This is a genomic window from Streptococcus parasanguinis, from assembly GCF_964238605.1.
Classification (GTDB): domain Bacteria; phylum Bacillota; class Bacilli; order Lactobacillales; family Streptococcaceae; genus Streptococcus; species Streptococcus parasanguinis_AJ.
Genome location: NZ_CAXSMM010000001.1, coordinates 168,453 through 191,030, shown reverse-complemented (window position 1 = coordinate 191,030; position 22,578 = coordinate 168,453). Strand labels below are relative to the sequence as shown.

General features: G+C 40.8%; 19 protein-coding genes and 1 other annotated feature. All 19 genes read left to right on the top strand.

Annotation, left to right across the window (positions count from 1 at the left end):
- Positions 1 to 4,208: LPXTG cell wall anchor domain-containing protein (locus ACESR9_RS00970; RefSeq protein WP_373105021.1), on the top strand; the 4,208-nt coding region annotated here is incomplete at its 5' end.
- Between the two features lie 146 nt (positions 4,209 to 4,354).
- Positions 4,355 to 4,864: a dihydrofolate reductase gene (locus tag ACESR9_RS00965; protein ID WP_302692944.1), complete on the top strand. Its 510-nt coding sequence runs from the start codon at positions 4,355 to 4,357 to the stop codon at positions 4,862 to 4,864.
- A gap of 208 nt (positions 4,865 to 5,072) precedes the next feature.
- Entirely contained in the window at positions 5,073 to 6,305 is a 1,233-nt protein-coding gene (gene clpX / locus ACESR9_RS00960; RefSeq protein ID WP_049493014.1) for an ATP-dependent Clp protease ATP-binding subunit ClpX, read from the top strand.
- Between the two features lie 11 nt (positions 6,306 to 6,316).
- Positions 6,317 to 6,919 carry a ribosome biogenesis GTP-binding protein YihA/YsxC gene (yihA, locus tag ACESR9_RS00955; protein ID WP_150906150.1) on the top strand — a complete coding sequence of 201 codons (603 nt, stop codon included), beginning with the start codon at positions 6,317 to 6,319 and terminating at the stop codon, positions 6,917 to 6,919.
- 149 nt (positions 6,920 to 7,068) lie between these two features.
- On the top strand, positions 7,069 to 7,773 hold the full coding sequence (locus ACESR9_RS00950; protein ID WP_373105017.1) for a glucosaminidase domain-containing protein: 705 nt from the start codon (positions 7,069 to 7,071) through the stop codon (positions 7,771 to 7,773).
- 158 nt (positions 7,774 to 7,931) lie between these two features.
- Complete coding sequence (locus tag ACESR9_RS00945; RefSeq protein ID WP_373105014.1) at positions 7,932 to 8,729, top strand: formate/nitrite transporter family protein; 798 nt, start codon at positions 7,932 to 7,934, stop codon at positions 8,727 to 8,729.
- 61 nt (positions 8,730 to 8,790) lie between these two features.
- Positions 8,791 to 8,925 (top strand) — a sequence feature (ribosomal protein L10 leader region).
- A gap of 38 nt (positions 8,926 to 8,963) precedes the next feature.
- Positions 8,964 to 9,464 carry a 50S ribosomal protein L10 gene (gene rplJ, locus ACESR9_RS00940; protein ID WP_003001722.1) on the top strand — a complete coding sequence of 167 codons (501 nt, stop codon included), beginning with the start codon at positions 8,964 to 8,966 and terminating at the stop codon, positions 9,462 to 9,464.
- 75 nt (positions 9,465 to 9,539) lie between these two features.
- A complete protein-coding gene (gene rplL / locus ACESR9_RS00935; protein ID WP_003001622.1) occupies positions 9,540 to 9,908 on the top strand; it encodes a 50S ribosomal protein L7/L12 in 369 nt (122 codons plus the stop codon).
- Positions 9,909 to 10,161: 253 nt separating this feature from the next.
- On the top strand, positions 10,162 to 10,605 hold the full coding sequence (locus tag ACESR9_RS00930; protein WP_049514806.1) for a hypothetical protein: 444 nt from the start codon (positions 10,162 to 10,164) through the stop codon (positions 10,603 to 10,605).
- Between the two features lie 147 nt (positions 10,606 to 10,752).
- On the top strand, positions 10,753 to 11,205 hold the full coding sequence (locus ACESR9_RS00925; RefSeq protein ID WP_061455578.1) for a hypothetical protein: 453 nt from the start codon (positions 10,753 to 10,755) through the stop codon (positions 11,203 to 11,205).
- A gap of 108 nt (positions 11,206 to 11,313) precedes the next feature.
- Positions 11,314 to 11,763, top strand: a complete 450-nt coding sequence (locus tag ACESR9_RS00920; protein ID WP_373105009.1) for a hypothetical protein — start codon at positions 11,314 to 11,316, stop codon at positions 11,761 to 11,763.
- A 177-nt stretch (positions 11,764 to 11,940) separates the two neighbouring features.
- The gene (locus ACESR9_RS00915) at positions 11,941 to 13,677 is read left to right on the top strand and encodes an ABC transporter ATP-binding protein (protein ID WP_373105008.1); all 1,737 of its coding nucleotides are present in this window, start codon (positions 11,941 to 11,943) and stop codon (positions 13,675 to 13,677) included.
- Between the two features lie 13 nt (positions 13,678 to 13,690).
- Positions 13,691 to 15,469, top strand: a complete 1,779-nt coding sequence (locus tag ACESR9_RS00910; RefSeq protein WP_023918195.1) for an ABC transporter ATP-binding protein — start codon at positions 13,691 to 13,693, stop codon at positions 15,467 to 15,469.
- Between the two features lie 189 nt (positions 15,470 to 15,658).
- Complete coding sequence (locus ACESR9_RS00905) at positions 15,659 to 17,653, top strand: right-handed parallel beta-helix repeat-containing protein (protein ID WP_373105005.1); 1,995 nt, start codon at positions 15,659 to 15,661, stop codon at positions 17,651 to 17,653.
- A 133-nt stretch (positions 17,654 to 17,786) separates the two neighbouring features.
- Positions 17,787 to 18,293, top strand: a complete 507-nt coding sequence (locus ACESR9_RS00900; protein ID WP_373105002.1) for a GNAT family N-acetyltransferase — start codon at positions 17,787 to 17,789, stop codon at positions 18,291 to 18,293.
- Positions 18,294 to 18,398: 105 nt separating this feature from the next.
- Positions 18,399 to 19,973 (top strand): cardiolipin synthase, encoded by a 1,575-nt coding sequence (cls, locus tag ACESR9_RS00895; RefSeq protein ID WP_373104999.1) that lies wholly within the window; start codon positions 18,399 to 18,401, stop codon positions 19,971 to 19,973.
- A gap of 15 nt (positions 19,974 to 19,988) precedes the next feature.
- Positions 19,989 to 20,648: a DNA alkylation repair protein gene (locus tag ACESR9_RS00890; RefSeq protein ID WP_373104996.1), complete on the top strand. Its 660-nt coding sequence runs from the start codon at positions 19,989 to 19,991 to the stop codon at positions 20,646 to 20,648.
- A 285-nt stretch (positions 20,649 to 20,933) separates the two neighbouring features.
- Positions 20,934 to 21,935: a DUF3137 domain-containing protein gene (locus ACESR9_RS00885; RefSeq protein WP_373104993.1), complete on the top strand. Its 1,002-nt coding sequence runs from the start codon at positions 20,934 to 20,936 to the stop codon at positions 21,933 to 21,935.
- Positions 21,932 to 22,483, top strand: a complete 552-nt coding sequence (locus ACESR9_RS00880) for a LemA family protein (protein ID WP_049474963.1) — start codon at positions 21,932 to 21,934, stop codon at positions 22,481 to 22,483. The genes ACESR9_RS00885 and ACESR9_RS00880 overlap by 4 nt, the downstream gene beginning before the upstream one ends.
- Positions 22,484 to 22,578 lie beyond the last annotated feature (95 nt).

Below are 22,578 nucleotides of genomic sequence, written 5' to 3'. Positions count from 1 at the left end.
CTCCAGCAACATTTGACGATGGCTCAACTACGAAGACTGTTGACGGCGTTGGTACTTACACAGTAGCAGCAGACGGAACTGTAACCTTTGTTCCTGAGAAATCATTCACAGGTAAAGCACCAGCCGTAACTGTTGTTCGTGAAGATAAGAATGGAACTAAGGCGTCTGCAACGTATACACCAACTGTAACTCCAGTAACACCTACTGCGAAACCAGTTGAAACAACTGATATCCAAGGTGCTACACAAACAGGTAAGCCTGTATTTACTGAAGGCGATAGCCGCGTGCCAATGAACGATGATGTTCCAGCAACATTTGACGATGGCTCAACTACGAAGACTGTTGACGGCGTTGGTACTTACACAGTAGCAGCAGACGGAACAGTGACATTCGTACCTGAGAAATCATTTACTGGTACTGCTCCAGCAGTGACGGTTGTTCGCGAAGATAAGAACGGAACAAAAGCTTCTGCAACTTATACACCAACTGTAACTCCTGTCACACCGACAGCGACACCAGTTGAAACAACAGGTAAGCAAGGTCAAACTCAAACAGGTAAGCCTGAATTTACTGAAGGCGACAGCCGAGTTCCAATGAACGATGACGTTCCAGCTACTTTCGACGATGGCTCAACTACCAAGACAGTAGATGGCGTTGGTACTTACACAGTAGCAGCAGACGGAACTGTAACCTTTGTACCTGAAAAATCATTCACAGGTAAAGCACCAGCCGTAACAGTTGTTCGTGAAGATAAGAACGGAACAAAAGCTTCTGCAACTTACACACCAACTGTAACTCCAGTAACTCCAACTGCAACACCAGCTGAATCTACTGGACCTCAAGGTCTTGTTCAAACTGGAACTGTAACCTTCACTGAAGGTGATGAAGTAGCTCCAATTAACAAGAATTCGATTACTCTTCTTGATGAAAATGGTCAACCAGCAGCATCTGTAGTTGCTAAGTCACCAGAAGGTAAAGAAATTGGTACTTTCACAGTTGATAAAGATACAGGTGTAGTTACTTTCACACCGACAGATAAATCTTATTCAGGTGATGTTGTCCCAGTTAAGGTTCAGGCAGCTGATACAAATGGAACTACAGTTGAAACAACTTATACACCGAAGATTACTCCAGTTGTTCCAACTTCTGAAGATGCTACATCGACAGATATTCAAGGTCAAACACAATCTGGTAAACCAACCTTCACCGAAGGAAATCCAAATGTTCCAATCGATGAAGATACTCCAGCTACCTTCGAAGATGGTTCAACCACTAAGACAGTAGATGGCGAAGGAACTTACACTGTTTCTCCAGATGGAACTGTAACCTTCGTACCAGAAAAATCATTCACTGGAACTGCTTCAGGCGTAACAGTAAAACGCGTGGATAAGAACGGTACTGAAATCACAGCTAAGTACACACCAACTGTGACACCAGTAACACCAACTGCAACACCAGCTGAATCAACAGATATCCAAGGTGCGACTCAAACTGGTAAACCTAAATTCACCGAAGGCGACAGCCGTGTGCCTATGAACGATGATGTTCCAGCAACCTTCGATGATGGCTCAACTACGAAGACTGTAGATGGTGTTGGTACTTACACAGTAGCAGCAGACGGTACAGTAACCTTCGTACCAGAAAAATCATTCGTTGGAACTGCTCCAGCTGTAACAGTGGTTCGTGAAGATAAGAACGGAACAAAAGCTTCTGCGACATATACACCAACCGTAACACCAGTTACACCAACTGCAGAAGATACAACATCTACTGACAAACAAGGTCAAACGCAAACAGGTACTCCAACCTTCACACCAGGTAATCCAAATGTCCCAATGGATGATGATACACCTGCAACCTTTGAAGATGGCTCAACAACCAAGACAATTCCAGGTGAAGGTACTTACACTGTTGCTCCAGACGGAACCGTAACATTTGTTCCAGAAAAATCATTCACAGGAGAAAGTACAGGCGTAACGGTGAAACGTGTCGATAAGAACGGTACTCCAGTTACTGCTAAGTACACACCAACTGTAACACCAGTAACTCCAACAGCGACTCCAGCTGAATCAGAAGCACCTCAAGGTGTGGTTCAAACTGGAACTGTCACCTTCACTGAAGGTGACCCAGTTGCACCAATCGACAAGGATACCATTACTCTTCTTGACGAAAATGGTCAGCCAGCAGCATCAGTAGAAGCGAAATCACCAGCAGGTGATGTGATCGGTACCTTCACCGTTGATAAAGAAACAGGTGTTGTGACCTTCACACCAACGGATAAATCATACTCAGGTGATGTGGTTCCAGTTAAGGTTCAAGGTAAAGATACAAACGGAACTGTTGCTGAGACAACTTACACACCTAAGATCACTCCAGTTGTACCAACTGCTGATCCTGCAACATCTACAGACATCCAAGGTCAAACTCAAACAGGTACACCAAACTTCACACCTGGTAACCCTGCTATCCCAATGGATGATGATGTACCAGCTACCTTTGAAGATGGTTCAACAACAAAAGTTATTCCAGGTGAAGGAACTTACACAGTTGCTCCAGACGGAACCGTAACCTTTGTACCAGAAAAATCATTCACAGGAACAGGTACAGGCGTAACAGTGAAACGTGTTGATAAGAACGGTACTCCAGTTACTGCAACCTACACACCAACAGTTACACCAGTAACTCCAACAGCTAAGCCAGCAACATCTACAGACATCCAAGGTGCGACACAAACTGGTAAGCCTGTATTTACTGAAGGCGACAGCCGTGTGCCAATGAACGATGATGTTCCAGCAACATTTGACGATGGTTCAACTACGAAGACAGTTAAAGGTGTTGGTACTTACACAGTTGCTCCAGACGGAACAGTGACATTCGTACCTGAGAAATCATTTGTCGGAACTGCACCAGCAGTAACAGTTGTTCGTGAAGATAAGAACGGAACAAAAGCTTCCGCAACTTACACACCAACTGTTACACCTGTGACACCAACAGCTGATCCTGCTACATCAACAGATATCCAAGGTCAAACTCAAACAGGTAAACCAAGCTTCACGCCTGGTAACCCAAGTGTACCAATGGATGATGATGTACCTGCAACCTTTGAAGATGGATCAACTACTAAAGTTATTCCAGGTGAAGGAACTTACACCGTTTCTCCAGACGGAACCGTAACCTTCGTACCAGAAAAATCATTCACAGGAACCGGTACAGGCGTAACAGTGAAACGTGTTGATAAGAACGGTACACCAATTACCGCAACTTACACACCAACTGTAACACCAGTTACACCAACTGCAGAACCAGCTACTTCAATTGGTAAGAAGGGTGCCACTCAAACAGGCAAACCAACCTTCACAGAAGGCGATAGCCGTGTACCAATGAATGACGGAGTTCCAGCAACCTTTGAAGATGGTTCAACTACGAAGACAATTCCAGGTGTTGGTACATACACAGTAGCAGCAGATGGAACTGTAACCTTCACACCAGAACCTGAATTCACTGGAACAGCACCAGCTGTAACAGTGGTTCGTGAAGATGTGAACGGAACAAAAGCTTCTGCAACTTACACACCAACTGTCCTTCCAATCACTAAGTTTGTTGATAAAGAAGGTAAGGAAATCCCAGGATATCCTGCAGTTGATGGAGAAGAGCCAAAATCTGAAATTCCAGGTTACCGCTTTGTGGAAACGAAGAAATTGCCTAATGGTGATACTGAACACGTCTATGAAAAAGTGACGACTTCATATGTAGACGAAAATGGGGACCCAATCCCAGGTAACCCAACAGAAGATGGGGAACAACCGAAGAAAGATATCCCAGGTTATGACTTCGTGAAGACTGTTGTAGATAAAGATGGAAACATTCAACATATCTACAAGAAGACTGTGACACCAACTCCAATGCCGGATCCAACTCCGACACCAGAGCCACAGCCACAGCCTACTCCACAGCCACAGCCTACTCCACAACCACAACCGCAACCAACACCACAGCCACAACCTACTCCACAACCAAAACCAGAAGAACCAACGATTCCTGTCGTTCCAGAAACGAAAGAAGAAGTGAAGTATATCGATCCACAAAATCCTACTGCACAACTTCCAAACACAGGAACAAAAGAATCTTCTACTGCTGGTCTTGCAATCTTTAGCGCTTTAGCAGGTCTGTCATTATTCGGATTTGCAAAACGCAAAAAAGAAGACTAAGCTAACTTGTGGCTAAGAAAAACCGCGAAAATCTCGCGGTTTTTTCTGTTTGTTTTTGAAAAAATATCCTCCAAACTAGATAGTTGAAATCAGTCTTTTATAAGAAAATTTGATAAAATAGAAGTATCAGTGTAAAGGATGAGAGAATGAAAAAGATTATTGGTATCTGGGCTCAAACTGAAAACGGCATTATTGGAAAGGACCAAGTCATGCCTTGGCATCTGCCAGCTGAGCTTCAGCATTTCAAAGAAACAACCATGGGACAAGCCATTCTCATGGGAAGAGTGACCTTTGATGGTATGAAAAAACGGGTTCTACCAGGTCGGACCAGCATTATCTTAACGCAAGATCAAGCCTATGATCCTGAAAATGATGCTGTACTTGTCATGCACAGCAAGGAAGAAGTCTTGGACTGGTATCGGAACCAAGAGAAGAATCTTTACATTATTGGAGGCAGTCAGATTTTAAGGCTCTTTTCTGACCAGTTAGAAGAGTTGATCCAGACCATGATTCATGCAACTATTGATGGCGATACATTGGCACCGAGATTTGAAGAGAACCGCTATGAAAGAGTCCGTCAAGTCCATCATCCGAAAGATGAGAAGAACCCATATGATTTTACGGTCAACTATTATAAGAGAAAGGATTTAGACTAATGGAGCGAAGTGTCTTTGGTTTTTTTACAGCTGTCCTATGTGTCATCTGTTTGATTTGCGCCTTACAAACCTTTCGTAAAAAACGGTTTGGCCTCGCTATTTTATTCTTACTAAATGCTTTTACCAATCTTGTGAATTCTATTCACGCCTTTTACATGACCTTATTTTAAACTAAATAGAAACAGAAAATGACAGAAAGAGGAAATACATGCCAACGAATCAAAATAATGATATGATGGTTTATTGTTCATTTTGCGGAAAGAGTCAAGATGAAGTCCAAAAAATCATTGCAGGAAACAATGCGTTTATCTGTAATGAATGTGTAGAGTTAGCACAAGAAATTATCCGCGAGGAGCTAGCAGAAGAAGTTCTTGCAGACCTTAGTGAAGTTCCAAAACCAATCGAATTGCTCAATATCTTGAACCACTATGTGATCGGTCAAGATCGTGCCAAACGTGCTCTTGCTGTAGCAGTATACAACCACTACAAACGCATCAACTTCCACGATACGCGGGAAGACGAGACAGATGTTGAATTGCAAAAATCAAACATCCTCATGATTGGCCCTACTGGTTCAGGTAAGACTTTCTTGGCCCAAACCTTGGCTCGTAGCCTGAATGTTCCATTTGCTATTGCAGATGCAACAGCTTTAACTGAAGCCGGTTATGTGGGTGAAGACGTTGAAAATATTCTCTTAAAACTTCTTCAGGCAGCGGATTTCAATATTGAGCGTGCAGAACGTGGCATCATCTATGTCGATGAAATTGATAAGATCGCTAAGAAAAGTGAAAACGTCTCGATCACACGTGACGTTTCTGGTGAAGGGGTGCAACAAGCTCTCTTGAAGATCATCGAAGGAACTGTCGCTAGTGTACCACCTCAAGGGGGACGTAAACACCCTCAACAAGAGATGATCCAAGTGGACACCAAGAACATCCTCTTTATCGTAGGTGGGGCTTTTGATGGGATCGAAGAAATTGTTAAGCAACGTCTTGGTGAAAAAATCATCGGTTTCGGTAAGAACAATAAAGCTATTGATGAATCCAGCTCTTACATGCAAGAAATCGTTGCGGAAGATATTCAAAAATTTGGGATTATCCCAGAATTGATCGGACGTCTTCCAGTCTTTGCTGCTCTTGAGCAATTGACAGTTGACGATCTTGTCCGTATCTTGAAAGAGCCACGCAATGCTCTGGTAAAACAATACCAAACCTTACTCTCTTATGATAATGTTGAATTGGAATTTGATGACGAAGCTCTTCAAGAGATTGCGAATAAAGCCATCGAAAGAAAAACAGGAGCTCGTGGACTTCGTTCGATTATCGAAGAAACCATGATGGATGTCATGTTTGAAATTCCAAGTCAAGAAGATGTCAAACTTGTTCGAATCACAAAAGAAGCTGTTGACGGAACAGAAAAACCAATTCTTGAAACAGCCTAGAAAGATAAAATATGGAAATTAACACACATAATGCGGATATCCTCTTAAGCGCTGCAAATAAGAGTCATTATCCTCAAGATGAGATTCCAGAAGTTGCACTTGCCGGTCGATCAAATGTCGGCAAGTCTTCTTTTATTAATACTCTCTTAAATCGAAAGAACCTGGCCAGAACATCTGGGAAACCAGGAAAAACCCAATTGCTAAATTTCTTCAATATCGATGATAAACTCCGTTTGGTAGACGTACCTGGTTATGGCTATGCACGTGTCTCTAAAAAAGAACGCGAGAAGTGGGGGCGGATGATTGAAGAATACCTCACCAGTCGTGAGAACTTAAAAGCAGTCGTTAGCCTAGTCGATTTTCGTCATGAACCTTCTGCAGATGATGTTCAGATGTATGAATTCTTAAAATATTATGAAATCCCTGTGATCTTAGTAGCAACCAAGGCAGATAAGATTCCACGTGGAAAATGGAACAAACATGAATCCATTATTAAGAAAAAACTGGATTTTGATCCAGCAGATACTTTCATTGTCTTTTCTTCGGTAACCAAGGAAGGACTAGAGGAGTCATGGGATGCTATTTTGGAAAATGCGTTTTACGAAATAAATTGAAATGACATAAAAATGTCATTTTTGTTTTGGATTTATCTCGCAATTGTAATAGAAGTGTAATATAAGTGGCTTTGTTTTCTTCTATTTATATGGTATAATCTCTATAAAGATAAAAGATGATAAAAAATTAATTGGAGATAAATTGTATTATGAAAAAGAAAATACGGAATAAAACGAAATTATTTGGTTTGTTCGTTTCTGTATTAGCAGCAGGGACTTTTGCTGCTGCTATGAGCGAGCACGTCACATCAGTTGGTGCTAATGATGGATCTTACCAAGCTTATTCAGACCCTACTGAAGCTTTCATCTCACAAATTGGTGAGTCAGCTCGTCAGCTCGGTCAAGAGAATGACCTTTATGCTTCCGTTATGATCGCACAAGCCATCCTTGAAAGTGGTTCAGGTCAGTCTGGCTTGTCTTCTTATCCGCATTACAACCTTTTCGGTATTAAAGGAAGTTATGCTGGTCAATCTGCAGTGATGCAAACTTGGGAAGATGATGGTGCTGGAAATGCGTATACGATTAATGATGCTTTTCGTTCATACCCATCTTATTATGAATCATTGCAAGACTATGTAGCAGTTTTGAAACAAGGACATTTTGCAGGTGCTTGGAAGAGTAACACATCAAGTTATCAAGACGCAACAGCAGCTTTGACAGGTGTTTATGCGACAGATACTAGCTACTACGCAAAGCTCAATCATATCATTGAAACCTATAATTTGACTCAATATGATTCACCAAATGTTCAGGGTGGTATCACTGGTTCGGTATACAATCCATATCGTCAACAGTTCACTTCACAAGAAATCTTGAATTTGGATATCGCTTGGGCGAACCGTTTAAATTATTAAAAAAGAAAAGCAGGCAAATGCCTGTTTTTTATTATTTCTTTATCTATGAATTAAAACGTATATATTGTGAATTTAAGAATTTTTCCTGAAAACCTTTTCAAACTATTTTGTCTATGATATAATGATTTTATTCACAAACATTATATAAGGAGAATATTATGTCTGAATCTAATTTTATTCAAAAAGTTGGAGCGGCGTGTAATAAGAAAGAGGATCTTTATCAGAAATCTAAAACTCGCTATGCAGTTCGCTCTATTTTTGCTGGAGGATTTCTTACTTTAAGTACGGCGGTCGGAGCGGTTGCAGCTGACTTATTAAATACCTTTGTACCTGGAACGGGTCGTTTCCTATTTCCTTTCATCTTTGCCTGGGGGTTGGTTTACCTCTTATTCTTAAATGCGGAATTAACCACCTCAAATATGATGTATTTGACGGCGGGAACCTATCTAAAGAAAATTCACTGGAAGAAAGTGCTGGAAATTCTTCTTTATTGTACCTTCTTTAATTTAATTGGTGCTTTAATCGTAGCTTTTCTGTTCAATCAAACAACTGCCTTTGCACATATCGATCCAAAAGGATTCCTAGCAACGGTGGCAGAAAATAAACTCCAACGGAGCAATCAAGTGGTTTTCTTTGAAGGTGTCATTGCCAATATCTTTGTAAATATTGCTATTCTTTCTTATCTATATTTCAAAGATGAAACAGCGAAGGTGCTCTTAGCCCTATCTGCTATTTATATGTTTGTCTTTATGACCAATGAACACTTGGCGGCTAATTTTGCTTCTTTCTCATTATTAAGCTTTAATTCAGTATCTAGCCAATTGCCACATTTTGAGTTTTTAAATATTTTACGTCACTATGGTGTTACCTTCTTTGCCAACTGGGTAGGAGGAGGAGTCCTAATGGGACTAGCCTATGCTTGGTTGAATAATATTAAGAGTCTTTACAACGACTAAAAAATATAAAAAAAGTTTGCAAAAGTACTTGCATTCTTTTTTTATATGTGATAAACTAATTTACGGTTTGAAAAAACTGCCTAAGACAGTAGGGGAGCTCGACTCATAAAAATCCTACCGAGGACAAAACGTATCAATTAAAAGAAGCGTATTGTACTTTCGTGTCTAGGTTTGGGCGCGTTTTTCTTTTGGAAAAATTCCCCAAGCAAAATAATTACGGAGGTGAACACACTAATGAGTGAAGCAATTATTGCTAAAAAAGCGGAACTTGTTGACGTGGTAGCTGAAAAAATGAAAGCTGCTGCATCAATCGTCGTTGTAGATTCTCGCGGTTTGACAGTTGAGCAAGATACAGTTCTCCGTCGCAACCTTCGCGGAAGCGAAGTTGAGTTTAAAGTTATCAAAAACTCAATCTTGCGTCGTGCAGCTGAAAAAGCTGGTCTTGAAGATCTTGCATCTGTATTCGTTGGACCTTCTGCAGTAGCATTTTCTAACGAAGATGTTATCGCACCTGCGAAAATCTTGAACGATTTTGCAAAAGACGCTGAAGCACTTGAAATCAAAGGTGGTGCAATCGAAGGCGCTGTCGCATCTAAAGAAGAGATTCTTGCACTTGCAACTCTTCCAAACCGCGAAGGACTTCTTTCTATGCTCCTTTCTGTACTTCAAGCGCCAGTGCGCAACGTTGCTCTTGCAGTCAAAGCGGTTGCAGACAACAAAGAAGACGCAGCTTAATCTTAAGCTACGCAGCGTAGCCTAGCTACAAAAAAATAAAAACATAAAATTAAAACTTATTTGGAGGAATTAACAATGGCATTGAACATTGAAAACATTATTGCTGAAATTAAAGAAGCTTCAATCCTTGAATTGAACGACCTTGTAAAAGCTATCGAAGAAGAATTTGGTGTAACTGCAGCTGCTCCTGTAGCTGTTGCTGCAGCTGGTGCTGCTGACGCAGGTGCTGCTAAAGATTCATTCGATATCGAATTGACATCTGCAGGCGACAAGAAAGTCGGCGTTATCAAAGTTGTACGTGAAATCACTGGTCTTGGTCTTAAAGAAGCTAAAGAACTTGTTGATGGTGCACCTGGCGTTATCAAAGAAGGTGTTGCTGCAGCTGAAGCTGAAGAAATCAAAGGTAAATTGGAAGAAGCTGGAGCTTCAGTTACTCTTAAATAATAGAGTTTCCAATCAAAATAAAAACCGAGGTTTAGGCCTCGGTTTTTTTGTTGTTAAATATAGTGATGATAGATGTGAATTGAATTCTTCTATAACGCGACCTTATCTGTAGTTCTGATTAATTTTCTCTAAACCCTACTAAATAGTGCAGTTTTAATGATGTTACAATCATTTTACAATTACTTTATGCCCTTGAGATGTTTCTGATTTGTTGCTATAATGGCTTTAAATTATATCATAAAAGGAGAAGATGATGAAAAATTTTAAACGTCTTTTATTAGCTTTTGTAGCTGTCTTTGCAGCAGTCTTTTTGGTAGCTTGTGGCGCAAAAAGCGACAACGGTACTTACGTGTTTGAGCCTACTAAAGATGAAATCAAAGAAATTATGCCAAGTGAATTTCAATCTTTGATAGGTGATAATTACTCATTCACTATTTCTATTACAATTAAGGATAAGAAAGGTGAGATGAAAGTAGACACGAATGCAGGTGGTCAAAATGTTAATCAAGTGATTAAGTTGGAAGTAGACCAAAAAGCTAAAACTCTTGTCTCAGAAAATGAGTATGGGAAAGCGGAAATTACTTATCAAGTTTCAGGAAATGTGTTAACGATTAAGGATGTGAAGAATTCTTTAATGGGTGACACAGACATGTTTAATAACTACATGAAAATTGCTAAGTTCAAAAAAGTTAAATAATCCATCAGGGCGGGATTTACATCCTGCCTTTTTATTTTTCTTTGTTTATGAAAGAAATATTACAAGAATATGACATTTATAAACTTTCATTGCAGTGCATTGAAATTGTTGTTATAATAGGTTTAATCTAACTAAAAAGGAGAAGTTATGAAAAACTTTAAACGTATTCTTTTGGCTGTAGTAGCTGTTTTTGCAGTAGTTCTTTTGGTGGGATGTGGTGCCAAAAGTGATAATGGGACTTATGTCTACAAACCTACAAAATCTGAAGTGAAGGAGATCCTTGAAGAACAAGGTGCTCCAAGTTCAAGCGTAGATGCATTGATCGACAATGTTAAATTGGAAGTTTCAGTAACCATTAAAGACAAAAAAGGTAGCCTTAAAATTAAAGGTGAAATGATGGGACAAAAAACAGACCAATCATTTGATATGAAAGTTGACCAACAAAAGAAAACTCTTCAATCAAAAACAGGTGAAGGTGAAAAGGTTAAATACAAAGTTTCTGGCGATGTATTCACTTTTGATTTATCTGGAGAGGAAAGTTCAGATCACGCAGCAGCTTTGGAAATGTTCAAAAACGCTAAATTCAAGCGCACAAAATAATACAAGAGAAGGGCAGAGAGTATCTGCTCTTTTTCTTCTTTATAATATCTTGAATCGGTATTAAAATAATGGTAAAATCTGATTATAAAGTACATTAGGAGATGAATTATGAAAAATATTAAACGTATTCTTTTAGCTTTCGTTGCAGTTTTTGCAGCAGTCCTCTTGGTGGCATGTGGTGCCAAAAGTGATAACGGTACTTATGTCTACAAACCATCAAAAACTGAACTCAAGAAAATTCTTGAGGAGCAAGGCTTATCAGGTAGTCAATTAGAGTCTATTGGAAACGTTATTAATTTTGAAGTTTCCATTAAGATCAAAGATTCAAAAGGAACCCTCAAAATCGCGGGTGAAGTCGCTGGTCAAAAGAATGAGCGATCTTATGATGTCAAAATCAATCAAAAAGAGAAAACAATCGCGTCAAAAGATGGTAGTGGAGAAAAGATTACATACAAGGTCGATGGTGACTATTTGACATTTGATCTTTCTAAGTTAAGTAATAGCAACCAAGGGGATCTTATGATTCTTAAAAATGCTAAATTCAAACGCACGAAATAAAGCAACTGAAGAGCAGGGAAACCTGCTTTTTTGCTTTACTTTTATAGCTGGTTTGGTATAATGAATGAGACTACAGATGGGACTGGGGCAGGAATGATTTTCTTTGAAAATGATTTCGTCTCGCTCCCTCTTTTCTGTGTGATCTAGGAAATTATTTATGGAAAAGGAGAATCATCTATGCAATATATTTGGTCTTACTTGAAAAAGTATCCCAAGTGGCTAGCCCTGAATCTATTTTCGGCCGTCCTTTTTGTCATTGTCAATTTAGGTTTGCCAACGATTCTGGCTCGCATGATTGATGAGGGGATTAACCCACGTGATGTGGATCGGCTTTATTTCTGGGGCTGGGTCATGTTTGCGATTATTTTGCTAGGGATTGTGGGTCGGATTATCTTATCTTACGCAGTTGGCCAGCTAACGACGACCATGGTGCGCGATATGCGCAATGACCTCTATGCCAAGTTACAGGAGTACTCGCATCGTGAGTATGAGCAAATTGGGGTGTCGTCATTGGTCACTCGCTTGACTTCGGATGCCTTTGTTTTGATGCAGTTTGCGGATTCTATGTTAAAGATGGGTGTTATCACTCCCTTGATGATGGTTTCCAGCGTTCTCTTGATTCTGACAACCAGTCCTTCTCTAGCATGGATTGTAGCAGTATCTGTACCATTTCTTGCTGTCGTTGTCTGGTATGTAGCAGTCAAGACACGTCCACTTTCTGAGAAGCAACAAAAGACACTGGACCATCTCAATCAGTTTGCGCGTGAAAATTTGACAGGTCTCCGAGTGATTCGTGCCTTTGCCCGCGAAGAATTCCAAGAGGATAAATTTGCAGCTGAAAATGAAGTCTATGCGGAAAACTCGAATAAATTGTTCAAACTAACTGGTTTGACTGAACCCCTGTTTGTGCAGATCATCATTGCGATGATTGTGGCGATTGTCTGGTTTGCTTTGGATCCTCTTCATGACGGTAGTTTGAAAATTGGGGATCTGGTTGCCTTTATTGAGTATAGCTTCCACGCGCTCTTATCTTTCCTCTTTTTAGCCAATCTCTTTACCATGTATCCTCGGACTGCGGTTTCTAGCCGGCGTCTCAAGGAAATCATGGACATGCCCATTTCGATTGATCCGAATGAGAATGGTGTCACAGAGACAGCATCTCGTGGCTATTTGGAATTTGATAATGTCACCTTTGCTTATCCAGGTGAGACGGAGAGTCCAGTTCTCCATAATATTTCCTTTCAAGCCAAACCCGGCGAAACGATTGCCTTTATTGGCTCTACCGGTTCTGGGAAATCTTCACTTGTGCAGTTGATTCCTCGATTCTATGATGTCACCTTAGGGAAGATTTTGGTGGATGGTGTGGATGTCCGTGACTACAATCTGAAAGCCCTTCGCCAAAAGATTGGTTTTATTCCACAAAAGGCCTTGCTCTTTACAGGAACCATTGCTGAAAACCTTCGTTATGGGAAAGAAGATGCCTCTGTACAAGAGCTAGAACAAGCAGCTGAAATTTCCCAAGCCAAGGAATTTATCGACAGCCGTGAGGAACGCTTTGACACGCATTTAGCAGAAGGTGGTAGCAACCTTTCGGGTGGTCAAAAACAACGCTTGTCCATCGCTCGTGCTGTTGTCAAAGATCCAGATGTCTTTATTTTTGATGATTCCTTCTCTGCCTTAGACTACAAGACGGATGCCACTTTGCGGAAGCGTCTCAAAGAAGTCACAGGAGATGCGACCGTCTTGATCGTAGCGCAACGTGTGGGAACCATTATGGATGCGGATCAAATTATTGTCTTGGACCAAGGGGAAATCGTTGGTCGAGGAACCCACGATGAATTGATGGAAAGCAATGAGATCTATCGCGAAATTGCCAATTCGCAGCTCGATAGTCCATCATTAACAGAGGAATAGAAAGGAGAAGCAGATGAAACAAGAACAAAACAGTTTTAGTAGACTATGGACTTATTTGAGAGCCTATCGCTTGGAAGTTTGCTTGTCCATTTTCTTAAAAATCCTGAGTGTCGTCATGAGTGTTGTCGAACCCTTTGTTTTGGGGCTTGCCATTACTGAGTTGACAAAAAATCTCATGGATATAGCAAAAGGCCTTGCGGGAGCTGGTCTTAACACCTCCTATATCGCGATCATTATGACGCTCTATCTATTCCGTGGGGTCCTCTATGAGTTGGGATCTTATTATTCCAACTATTTCATGACTAATGCTGTTCAAAAGACCGTTCAGGACATGCGAAATGATTTGTCCCATAAAATCAATCACATTCCCGTTTCTTATTTTGACCGGCATCAGTTCGGAGATTTGCTGGGACGTTTTACTAGTGATGTCGAAACCGTCTCGAATGCCTTGCAACAGTCCTTCTTACAAATCGTTAATGCTATCTTTACCTTGCTCTTTGTCATCAGCATGGTCTTATACTTAAACATACAGCTAGGGCTAGTGGTCATCTTGTCCATTCCGATCACTTATTTCAGTGCTCGATTTATCATGAAAAAATCCCAGCCTTACTTTAAAGAGCAGGCAGATGTTTTGGGGGCAATGAACGGCTTTGTGCAAGAAAATTTAACAGGCTTTAATGTCCTTAAGCTCTACGTCCGGGAAAAATCTTCTCAGGAAGAGTTTCATGATATTACCCATCATCTTCAAAAAGTAGGATTCAAGGCTAATTTCATTTCTGGCTTAATGATGCCGATTTTAAATGGGATTTCAGATTTGACTTATCTCATTATCGCTTTGTTTGGTGGCTTGCAAGTGATAGCAGGTCGTTTGACTGTCGGGAATATGCAGGCCTTCGTTCAATATGTTTGGCAGATCAACCAACCGATTCAAAATTTGACCCAATTGGCAGGGCAGCTACAAAGTGCTAAGTCGTCTCTAGATCGGATTTTCCAAGTCATGGATGAACCAGATGAAGTAGCAGATGTGACAGAAACCCTCTCTGGAGATTTGACAGGGCAAGTCAGCTTTAAAAACGTTGATTTCCAATATGTAGCGGACAAACCCTTGATTCGTGATTTCAACCTAGAAGTGAAACCAGGTGAAATGGTGGCCATTGTCGGACCAACTGGAGCAGGGAAAACAACTCTGATTAATTTGCTGATGCGCTTTTACGATGTAACTGCAGGATCGATTACAGTCGATGGTCATGATATTCGTCATCTATCTCGCCAAGATTACCGCAAGCAATTTGGAATGGTATTGCAGGATGCTTGGTTATATGAAGGAACCATCAAAGAAAACCTTCGCTTTGGTAATCTCGAGGCAACGGATGAGGAAATTGTGGAAGCTGCAAAGGCGGCCAATGTTGATCACTTTATCCGGACACTCCCTGGTGGTTACAATATGGAAATGAACCAGGAGTCTAGCAATATTTCTCTAGGGCAAAAGCAACTCCTAACCATTGCGCGTGCGCTCCTAGCGGATCCTAAAATCTTGATTTTGGATGAAGCGACGTCTTCTGTCGATACGCGTTTAGAGCTCTTGATTCAAAAAGCCATGAAGAATTTGATGAAAGGGCGGACTAGCTTTGTTATTGCTCACCGCTTGTCTACCATTCAAGAAGCAGATAAAATCCTTGTCCTCAAAGATGGCCAAATCATCGAGCAAGGAAATCACCAATCCTTGTTAGCAGATAAAGGGTTCTACTATGAGCTCTACAATAGCCAATTTTCAAATAAAAAAGCGGAATAAGCGCGTGCCATCAAAAGAGGTTTGAGAAAGCATTCTCAGCCTCTTTTTCTTACTCACTTTTATTACTACATAAAAAGGTTAACATATCTGCAACAAATTGATACAGAATATTCACACAATTCACCTTGTTTGTCATGATAATTTTTATTAGGATAGAATCGTTGTAAAAAATAAAAGGAGAAATGTGTGATGAATCATTTAAACAAAGATATCGTTTTTGGCATTCGCAAGTCTAAACTTGGAGTCTTTTCTGTCGTGATTGCGATCATGGGGGCTTGTTTTTTGACTGGAAAATCTGTGGCAGCTGATCAAGCTGGAGAGCAGGCACAAGTCCAGACACAAGAGCAAGAAGCAATAACCTCTGATCCTGCAAGCTCTCAAGTAGATACCAGCCAATATGGAGCATCTATGCCTTACACCCGTTATGAGGCAGACAAAGGGAACCTCCTTGGAAAGGCAGAGGTAGAGCAGTCTCAAGACAGTCACTCAACAGCTATTGAAGCTTCTGATCAGACTTATGTCGCTTTAAAAGAAAAGGGAGATGGTGTCTCCTTTAAGGTCAATGAACCAGCCAATGCTTTAACCGTACGCTACACAGTGCCAGATGGAGCAAGTGGACAACTCGATGTACAGGTGAATGGTCACAGTGTTCAACAATTGGACCTTTCATCTATGTCTAACTGGCAGTACTTGAATGACAAAGGTGTTCATGACAGTGCCCAGGCAGATACACGCGCTCGGTTCCAATTTGATGAAGTACACAGCCTCCTTCCAGGCATTCAACTTCAAAAAGGAGATGTGGTTTCACTGGTGAAAAACAGGTCAGACGACGTCCATTATGGCCTTGACTTTGTGGAATTCGAGCAAGCTCCAGACCCGATTGCTCAAGGGGACAATGCTATCAATATCGTTTCTAAAGGAGCTACGTCAAACGATGATACCGATGATAGCCAAGCTCTCTATGATGCGATTTATGAAGCCAAACAAACCGGAAAGAATGTCTATATCCCAGCCGGGCGATTTAATCTCAATCGAAAAGTCGGTATCGATGCTTCTGATATGAAGATTTCAGGGGCCGGTATCTGGCATACCCAACTGCATTTCACTAGTGACCAAGCTGGTGGTGGTGGATTTGACTTCCTTCACCAAGACAACCATGTTGAATTTAGCGATGTCTATCTGTCCTCCAACCTTCGTTCACGCTATGGTGAAAATGCTCAGTACAAGGCCATTTCTGGAACGCCAGGGAAGAATTCTCATATTCACGATATTTGGGCCGAACATTTTGAAGTCGGCATGTGGATTGGCGATTATGCTGGCAAAAATGATATGAAGTACACAGATGGTCTAGTAGTAGAAAATGTCCGTTTGCGAAACAATTTAGCTGACGGAGTTAACTTCGCCCAAGGGACTAAGAATTCGATTGTCCGCAATTCGAGTATTCGTGGAAATGGAGATGACGGACTTGCCAGCTGGTCAAGTATTGCGGATGGAACAGAATCGGCAGTAGCAGAAAATAATAAATTCTTGCACAATACAATTGAGCTCGGTTGGCGCGCTGGGGGTATTGGAATCTTTGGTGGGAAAGGCCATGAGATCGCCTACAATCGGATTAAAGACAATATCGGTGATGCCGGAATTCGCTTGACGACTGTCTTTAAGGGCCATAACTTTGATCTGAATGAAGAAGGAATTCGGGTTCACCACAATCTCTTGGTGCGTACAGGAACGAAGAGCGATATCTACAACAAGCATCGTGGATCGATTGATGTTGAAACGCGTTATGGAGATATTAAAAATGTCACCATTGAAGACAATGTATTTGTAGCGCCATTTGATACAGGTGTGACCGATCACCTCAATCCAAATGGAGGTATCCTAAACCATGTAGAAGTCAGAAACAATCAAACCATGAGTCAACTCTCTCATTCAGCTCAAGCAGGACTATCTGCTCCTGCTTCAAAACCAGTTGTACAAGCCTTGAAGGTGAAAGAAAAACCCCTTCAAGCAGGCGCAGTTAAAGCTTCCCTTCAACCGTCTAAAAAACAAACCGGCCTGAATCTTAAACAGGCTAAGACAGTCACCAAAACAGTCAAACCTAACTATGTGCTAAAAGCAACAAATTCCAAGCAAAAGAGCTTTTTGAAGGCTCCGAGTGCTTTATTCCTTTACCGGATGTTGTGATTAAGTCAAACGGTTTAAGAAGGATGGAAATCCTGGATACAATTCCAGGATTTTTTGCTTGCTGCTAGTCCTTCATTGACAGTGAGAAGGCATATCGGTATACTAGGTATAATCTAATGAGGAGGCCACCATAATGATTCGACCCGTTCAGCTCAGCGATGCAGCAGCTATCCGAGCGATTTACCAACCTTATGTGACAGAGACAGCCATTACCTTTGAGGTTGATGTGCCGACTGTCCAGGAATTTGAAAGTCGCATCGTAAAAACGCTGACCCAATTTCCTTATTTGGTCGCAGAAGTGGATGGGAAAGTTGTGGGGTATGCCTATGCTTCGACCTATTATGCACGCGCTGCCTATGATTGGACCACTGAATTGTCTATTTATGTAGCAAAAGAAGCGCGTGGACAAGGGATTGGATCGGCCCTTTATACGGCCTTAGAAGAAGAGCTACAAGCACGAGGCTACTTACGCTTTCTGGCCTGTATCGCAGTCCCGAACGAAGCGAGCATTTCCATGCATGAAAAGCGGGGCTATGTCCAAGTGGCTCATTTCCCAAAGATTGGCTATAAGTTTAACAAATGGCATGATATCGTCTGGATGCAAAAGACGATCGAAGGGCCGGTGAGAAAAATCAAGTAAGAGCTGTTAAGGAGTAGTAGCTAAATGAAATGAAAACTCCATATCACTTGAAATAATCCATAAATTATTCAGCATAGAAGATGTTTTTATACGAAAGAGGTTTTTATGACTCAAGAACAAAGTGCTAGACTATTACCTCAAAAGCCCTCAAGATGGGCTAAAATTCTACTTAACCGAAAGGTTCCCATTCTCCTGTTCTTCTTACTGGAATTGGCCTTTCTTGTCTTTTCATATCTCAGCCTACAAGAGCATTTCCCATCCATTATCTTATGGGAACACTTGTTGAGTGTTTTTACCTTCTTTTACTTGCTCAATCGTTCCATGGATTCTCGTTCCAAACTGTCCTGGGTGATTATCATTGCCCTCTTTCCAATTTTTGGGACGGCTCTGCTTTACTTTTCGTTAGCTGATTTGGGTGTAAGACGCTTGAAGAAGCGGCTTGAGGATGCTACAGTGCAGGCATCCGACTATCTAAGCACCGATCCAGAAGTTGCTGATTATTTATCCCAAAGTGATCGCCAATTACAGAGATTAGCTTATTTTTTGGAGCATAGTCCAGCACAGTTTCCTATCTACAGCAACACAGAGGTTACCTATTTTCCACTTGGAGATGACATGCTTCCAGCCTTGTTGGAGGATTTGAAAAAGGCGGAGCGTTATATCTTCATGGAATATTTCATCATTGACGAAGGTATCATGTGGGGTGAGATTTTAGCCATTTTGGAGGAGAAGGCCAAGGCAGGTCTAGACGTTCGTGTCATGTTTGATGGGATGAATGAGATGACTACCTTGTCCTACGATTATATCGAGCGATTGCACAAGGTTGGGATTAAAGCCCAGGCCTTCTCACCAGTCAAGCCTATTCTATCAACCTATTACAATTACCGAGACCATCGAAAGATTACAGTGATTGATGGTCAAGTTGCTTATACTGGTGGCGTTAATATCGCTGATGAGTATGTCAATAAACTAGAACGCTTTGGTCATTGGAAGGATACGGCCCTTCGATTAGATGGTTCAGCAGTTCAAACGCTAAAAGCTCTCTTTTTGACCATGTGGACAGTGACTGGAATAGAAGATAAAAGGGATATGGAGCGCTATTTACAAGAAAAACCTCAACAAAGAAAGAGTCAGGGCTTTGTACTCCCTTATGGCAATTCACCATTGACCTATCACAAAGTGGCTGAGGATGTTTATCTTCATTTACTGAATACATCGACCGATTATGTTCACATCATGACCCCTTATTTGATCTTGGATGACGAATTGGTTAGAGCTATGACTTTCGCGGCCAAACGAGGAGTAGATGTTCGGATTATTATGCCAGGGATTCCAGATAAACAGTATGCCTTTGATATTGCGACGACCTATTTTAAAGTGCTCTTGGATGCTGGCGTCCGTATTTTCCGTTATACCCCAGGCTTTGTCCATGCTAAAGTTTATGTTTCTGATAGCCAACAAGCTGTTGTAGGAACCATTAATACAGACTACCGAAGTCTCTATCAAAATTTTGAAGATGGGGTCTATCTCTACAAAACTCTGGAAGTGATTAAGATTGAAGAAGATTTTGAGAAAACCCAGGAGCTCTCAGAGGAAGTCACTCTAGAAAGTTTATCTAAAATGCCTATGACTCATCGTCTAGGTGGCTATCTCTTTTCTTTGATTGGGCCTTTGATGTAAAAAAGGAGGAATCATATGGATACAAAAATTCTTTTGAAATTGTTAGAAGACCAAGCTGATCCAGCGAAAGTCCCAGCAATGGAAGCTTATATGAAAAATAAATTCAGCTTTCTTGGCGTTCAAAAACCAATTCTCAAAAAGATTGAAAGAGATTTTTTTAAGCTTTTCATAAAGGATCCAATTGATTGGACTTTTGTGGAAGAGTGTTGGCAGCTACCTTACCGTGAGTTCCAATATATTGCTATGGATTATCTGGATAAAAAGAAGAAGGAGCTTAGACCTGAAGATTTTCCAAAACTAAAGGAATTGGCTCAAACCAAATCATGGTGGGACAGTATAGATCAATTGGACCTTGTCATCGGAGAGATTACTTTTCACTATCCAGAAACCAAGCAGGTTATGCTGGATTGGAGTAAGGATCAGGACTTTTGGTTGAGGCGGATTGCCATTGATCACCAGCTTATGAGGAAAGAAAAAACAGATACGGATTTGTTAGAAAAAGTGATCCTCAATAATCTAGGTCAAAGCGAGTTCTTTATAAATAAGGCAATCGGCTGGAGTTTACGCAATTATTCCAAGGTTAATCCGGATTGTGTAGGGGCCTTTATCGACCGCTATCGAGAGCAGTTATCTCCTTTGAGTATTCGAGAAGGAAGCAAGTACCTACCTTCTTGACAGTTTGTGGATGTTCATGGTAAACTAGATTTATGCGATGAGTCGATTGGCTCTTAGGAGCCTTTTGCGCTGAGGAGGTCTACATTCAATTGTAACGCAGGAGCGGACCTTGAACAGTTGTGTGAACCGGCTGTTCTCACTGAAAGGTGCCTCGAATCCTGGTCTTCGGATCAGGATTTTTTTGTACCTTTTAAGAAATGAAAACTATTATAATACAGTTGCTACAAAGTTATGTTGGTGTTATAATATTGTAAAGTGCCTCGTGTCAGAAAGGAGTGGAGTTGATTGGGAGATTTCTATCATTCTAATAATTCAGCATCTACAGACTATTCGCAGAAAATTGAGGAGCTTGAAAACTCCAAACAATTTCAGGATGCTATCGGATTGATCCGAGAACAGATGAAGAACAATCTTCAGTGGAATGTTTTGCGATCTTTTGGTATTATTTGCGCCATACTGTCTCTCATTTTATTGCGTTTTGCAGCTATTCCTTTGATCCTTTTAGTTGTTGGTTTGTATTATTGGCCGCAATATAAAAAACGAAAAGCCTTGTTTGGGGATCGAATTCGTTCAAACGATGAGATCTATCTTGATGATATTCTGTCGCCTGTATTAAAGGAAGTTTTTCCTAAGGCTTCGATTAAAGAGGACGGTTCCATCCCTTCTGAAGCTCTTTCGCATTTATGTCCTCGGTCGACTGATTTTCTATGTTTCAAAGAACTATCGTTTCATGATGACAAAGAGCTAACGGTGTCAAATCTCTATGCCCATCATACGGAGACTCGTTACCGGACATCTAATGGACATACGAGGACGGAACATGTGGAAGTTACAGATTTCCTTGGACAAGTGTTCTCTTTATGTCTACCGATCAATTTCTCTGGTCATCTTCGGGTGGTTCCGACCAAGAAATCATTTCTTTTTAAGAGGGAGGTGAATGGGGTTTATCCTGGAGCCAGAGGAGATGAAGTTCAGATTGAAACCGAGGATATTCGCAATAACGAAAATTACAATATCTACTGTACGGATGAACTGTCTGCCCGTAAATTTCTCACCCCTAAGATGTTGGAATGGTTTGATCGACAAATTTCTCAAAATGCCATGTGTGTATTTTTGAAAGACAAGAAACTATTTATTTCTTTGTATACCGATCGCTATATCTTTCCGACGCCCCAAAAACCGGAAGATATTGATCAGCTATCTTTGGTATCTGAATATCATAAATTATGCAGAGAACTAGCTTTAATTAAAGAAATAACAGCAATTTTTGAAGGAGAAGCATCATGAATCTCATTATCGGCTTAATCATATTTGTTGCCCTATTGGCTATTTGGTTTATTAGTGTAGGAAATCGCCTCAATCGCTATCTAGTGACCATTGAAGAATCAAAGAGAACCGTTGATATCGTCCTCGTAAAACGCTATGATACCATTTCGGAAATGCTAAAAGTAGCCAAAGCCTATGCTAAACATGAACAACAGATTTTCACTGATTTAGTTGCTTTACGTCAAGGAGCATCTATCCAAGAATCTAACCAAGTCATTACCAATCAAAATGATGTCTTGGCACAAATTCGTGCAGTTGCTGAAAACTATCCAGAGCTCTTGTCTTCTAATCAATTCTTGGCCTTGCAAAAGGAAATTGCTGACGAAAATGAAGATCTTGCTGCAGCGAAGCGAATTGTCAACAGTAATGTCAGCCATATCAATCAAGAAATTGTTTCATTTCCGGCGTCTATCGTAGCAGGTGTAAAGGGGATCCATCAAGTTCCATTTCTTGCTGAAGAAACACAAGGTAAGAAAGATTTAAGTGACTTGAACTATGACCTGAACTAAAGAGCTATTTATGATAAATAACCATCAACAATCCTGGTCTTAGAATCAGGTTTTTTTCCTACTGTTGGTACTTTTCATTTATGCCAAAAAATTGT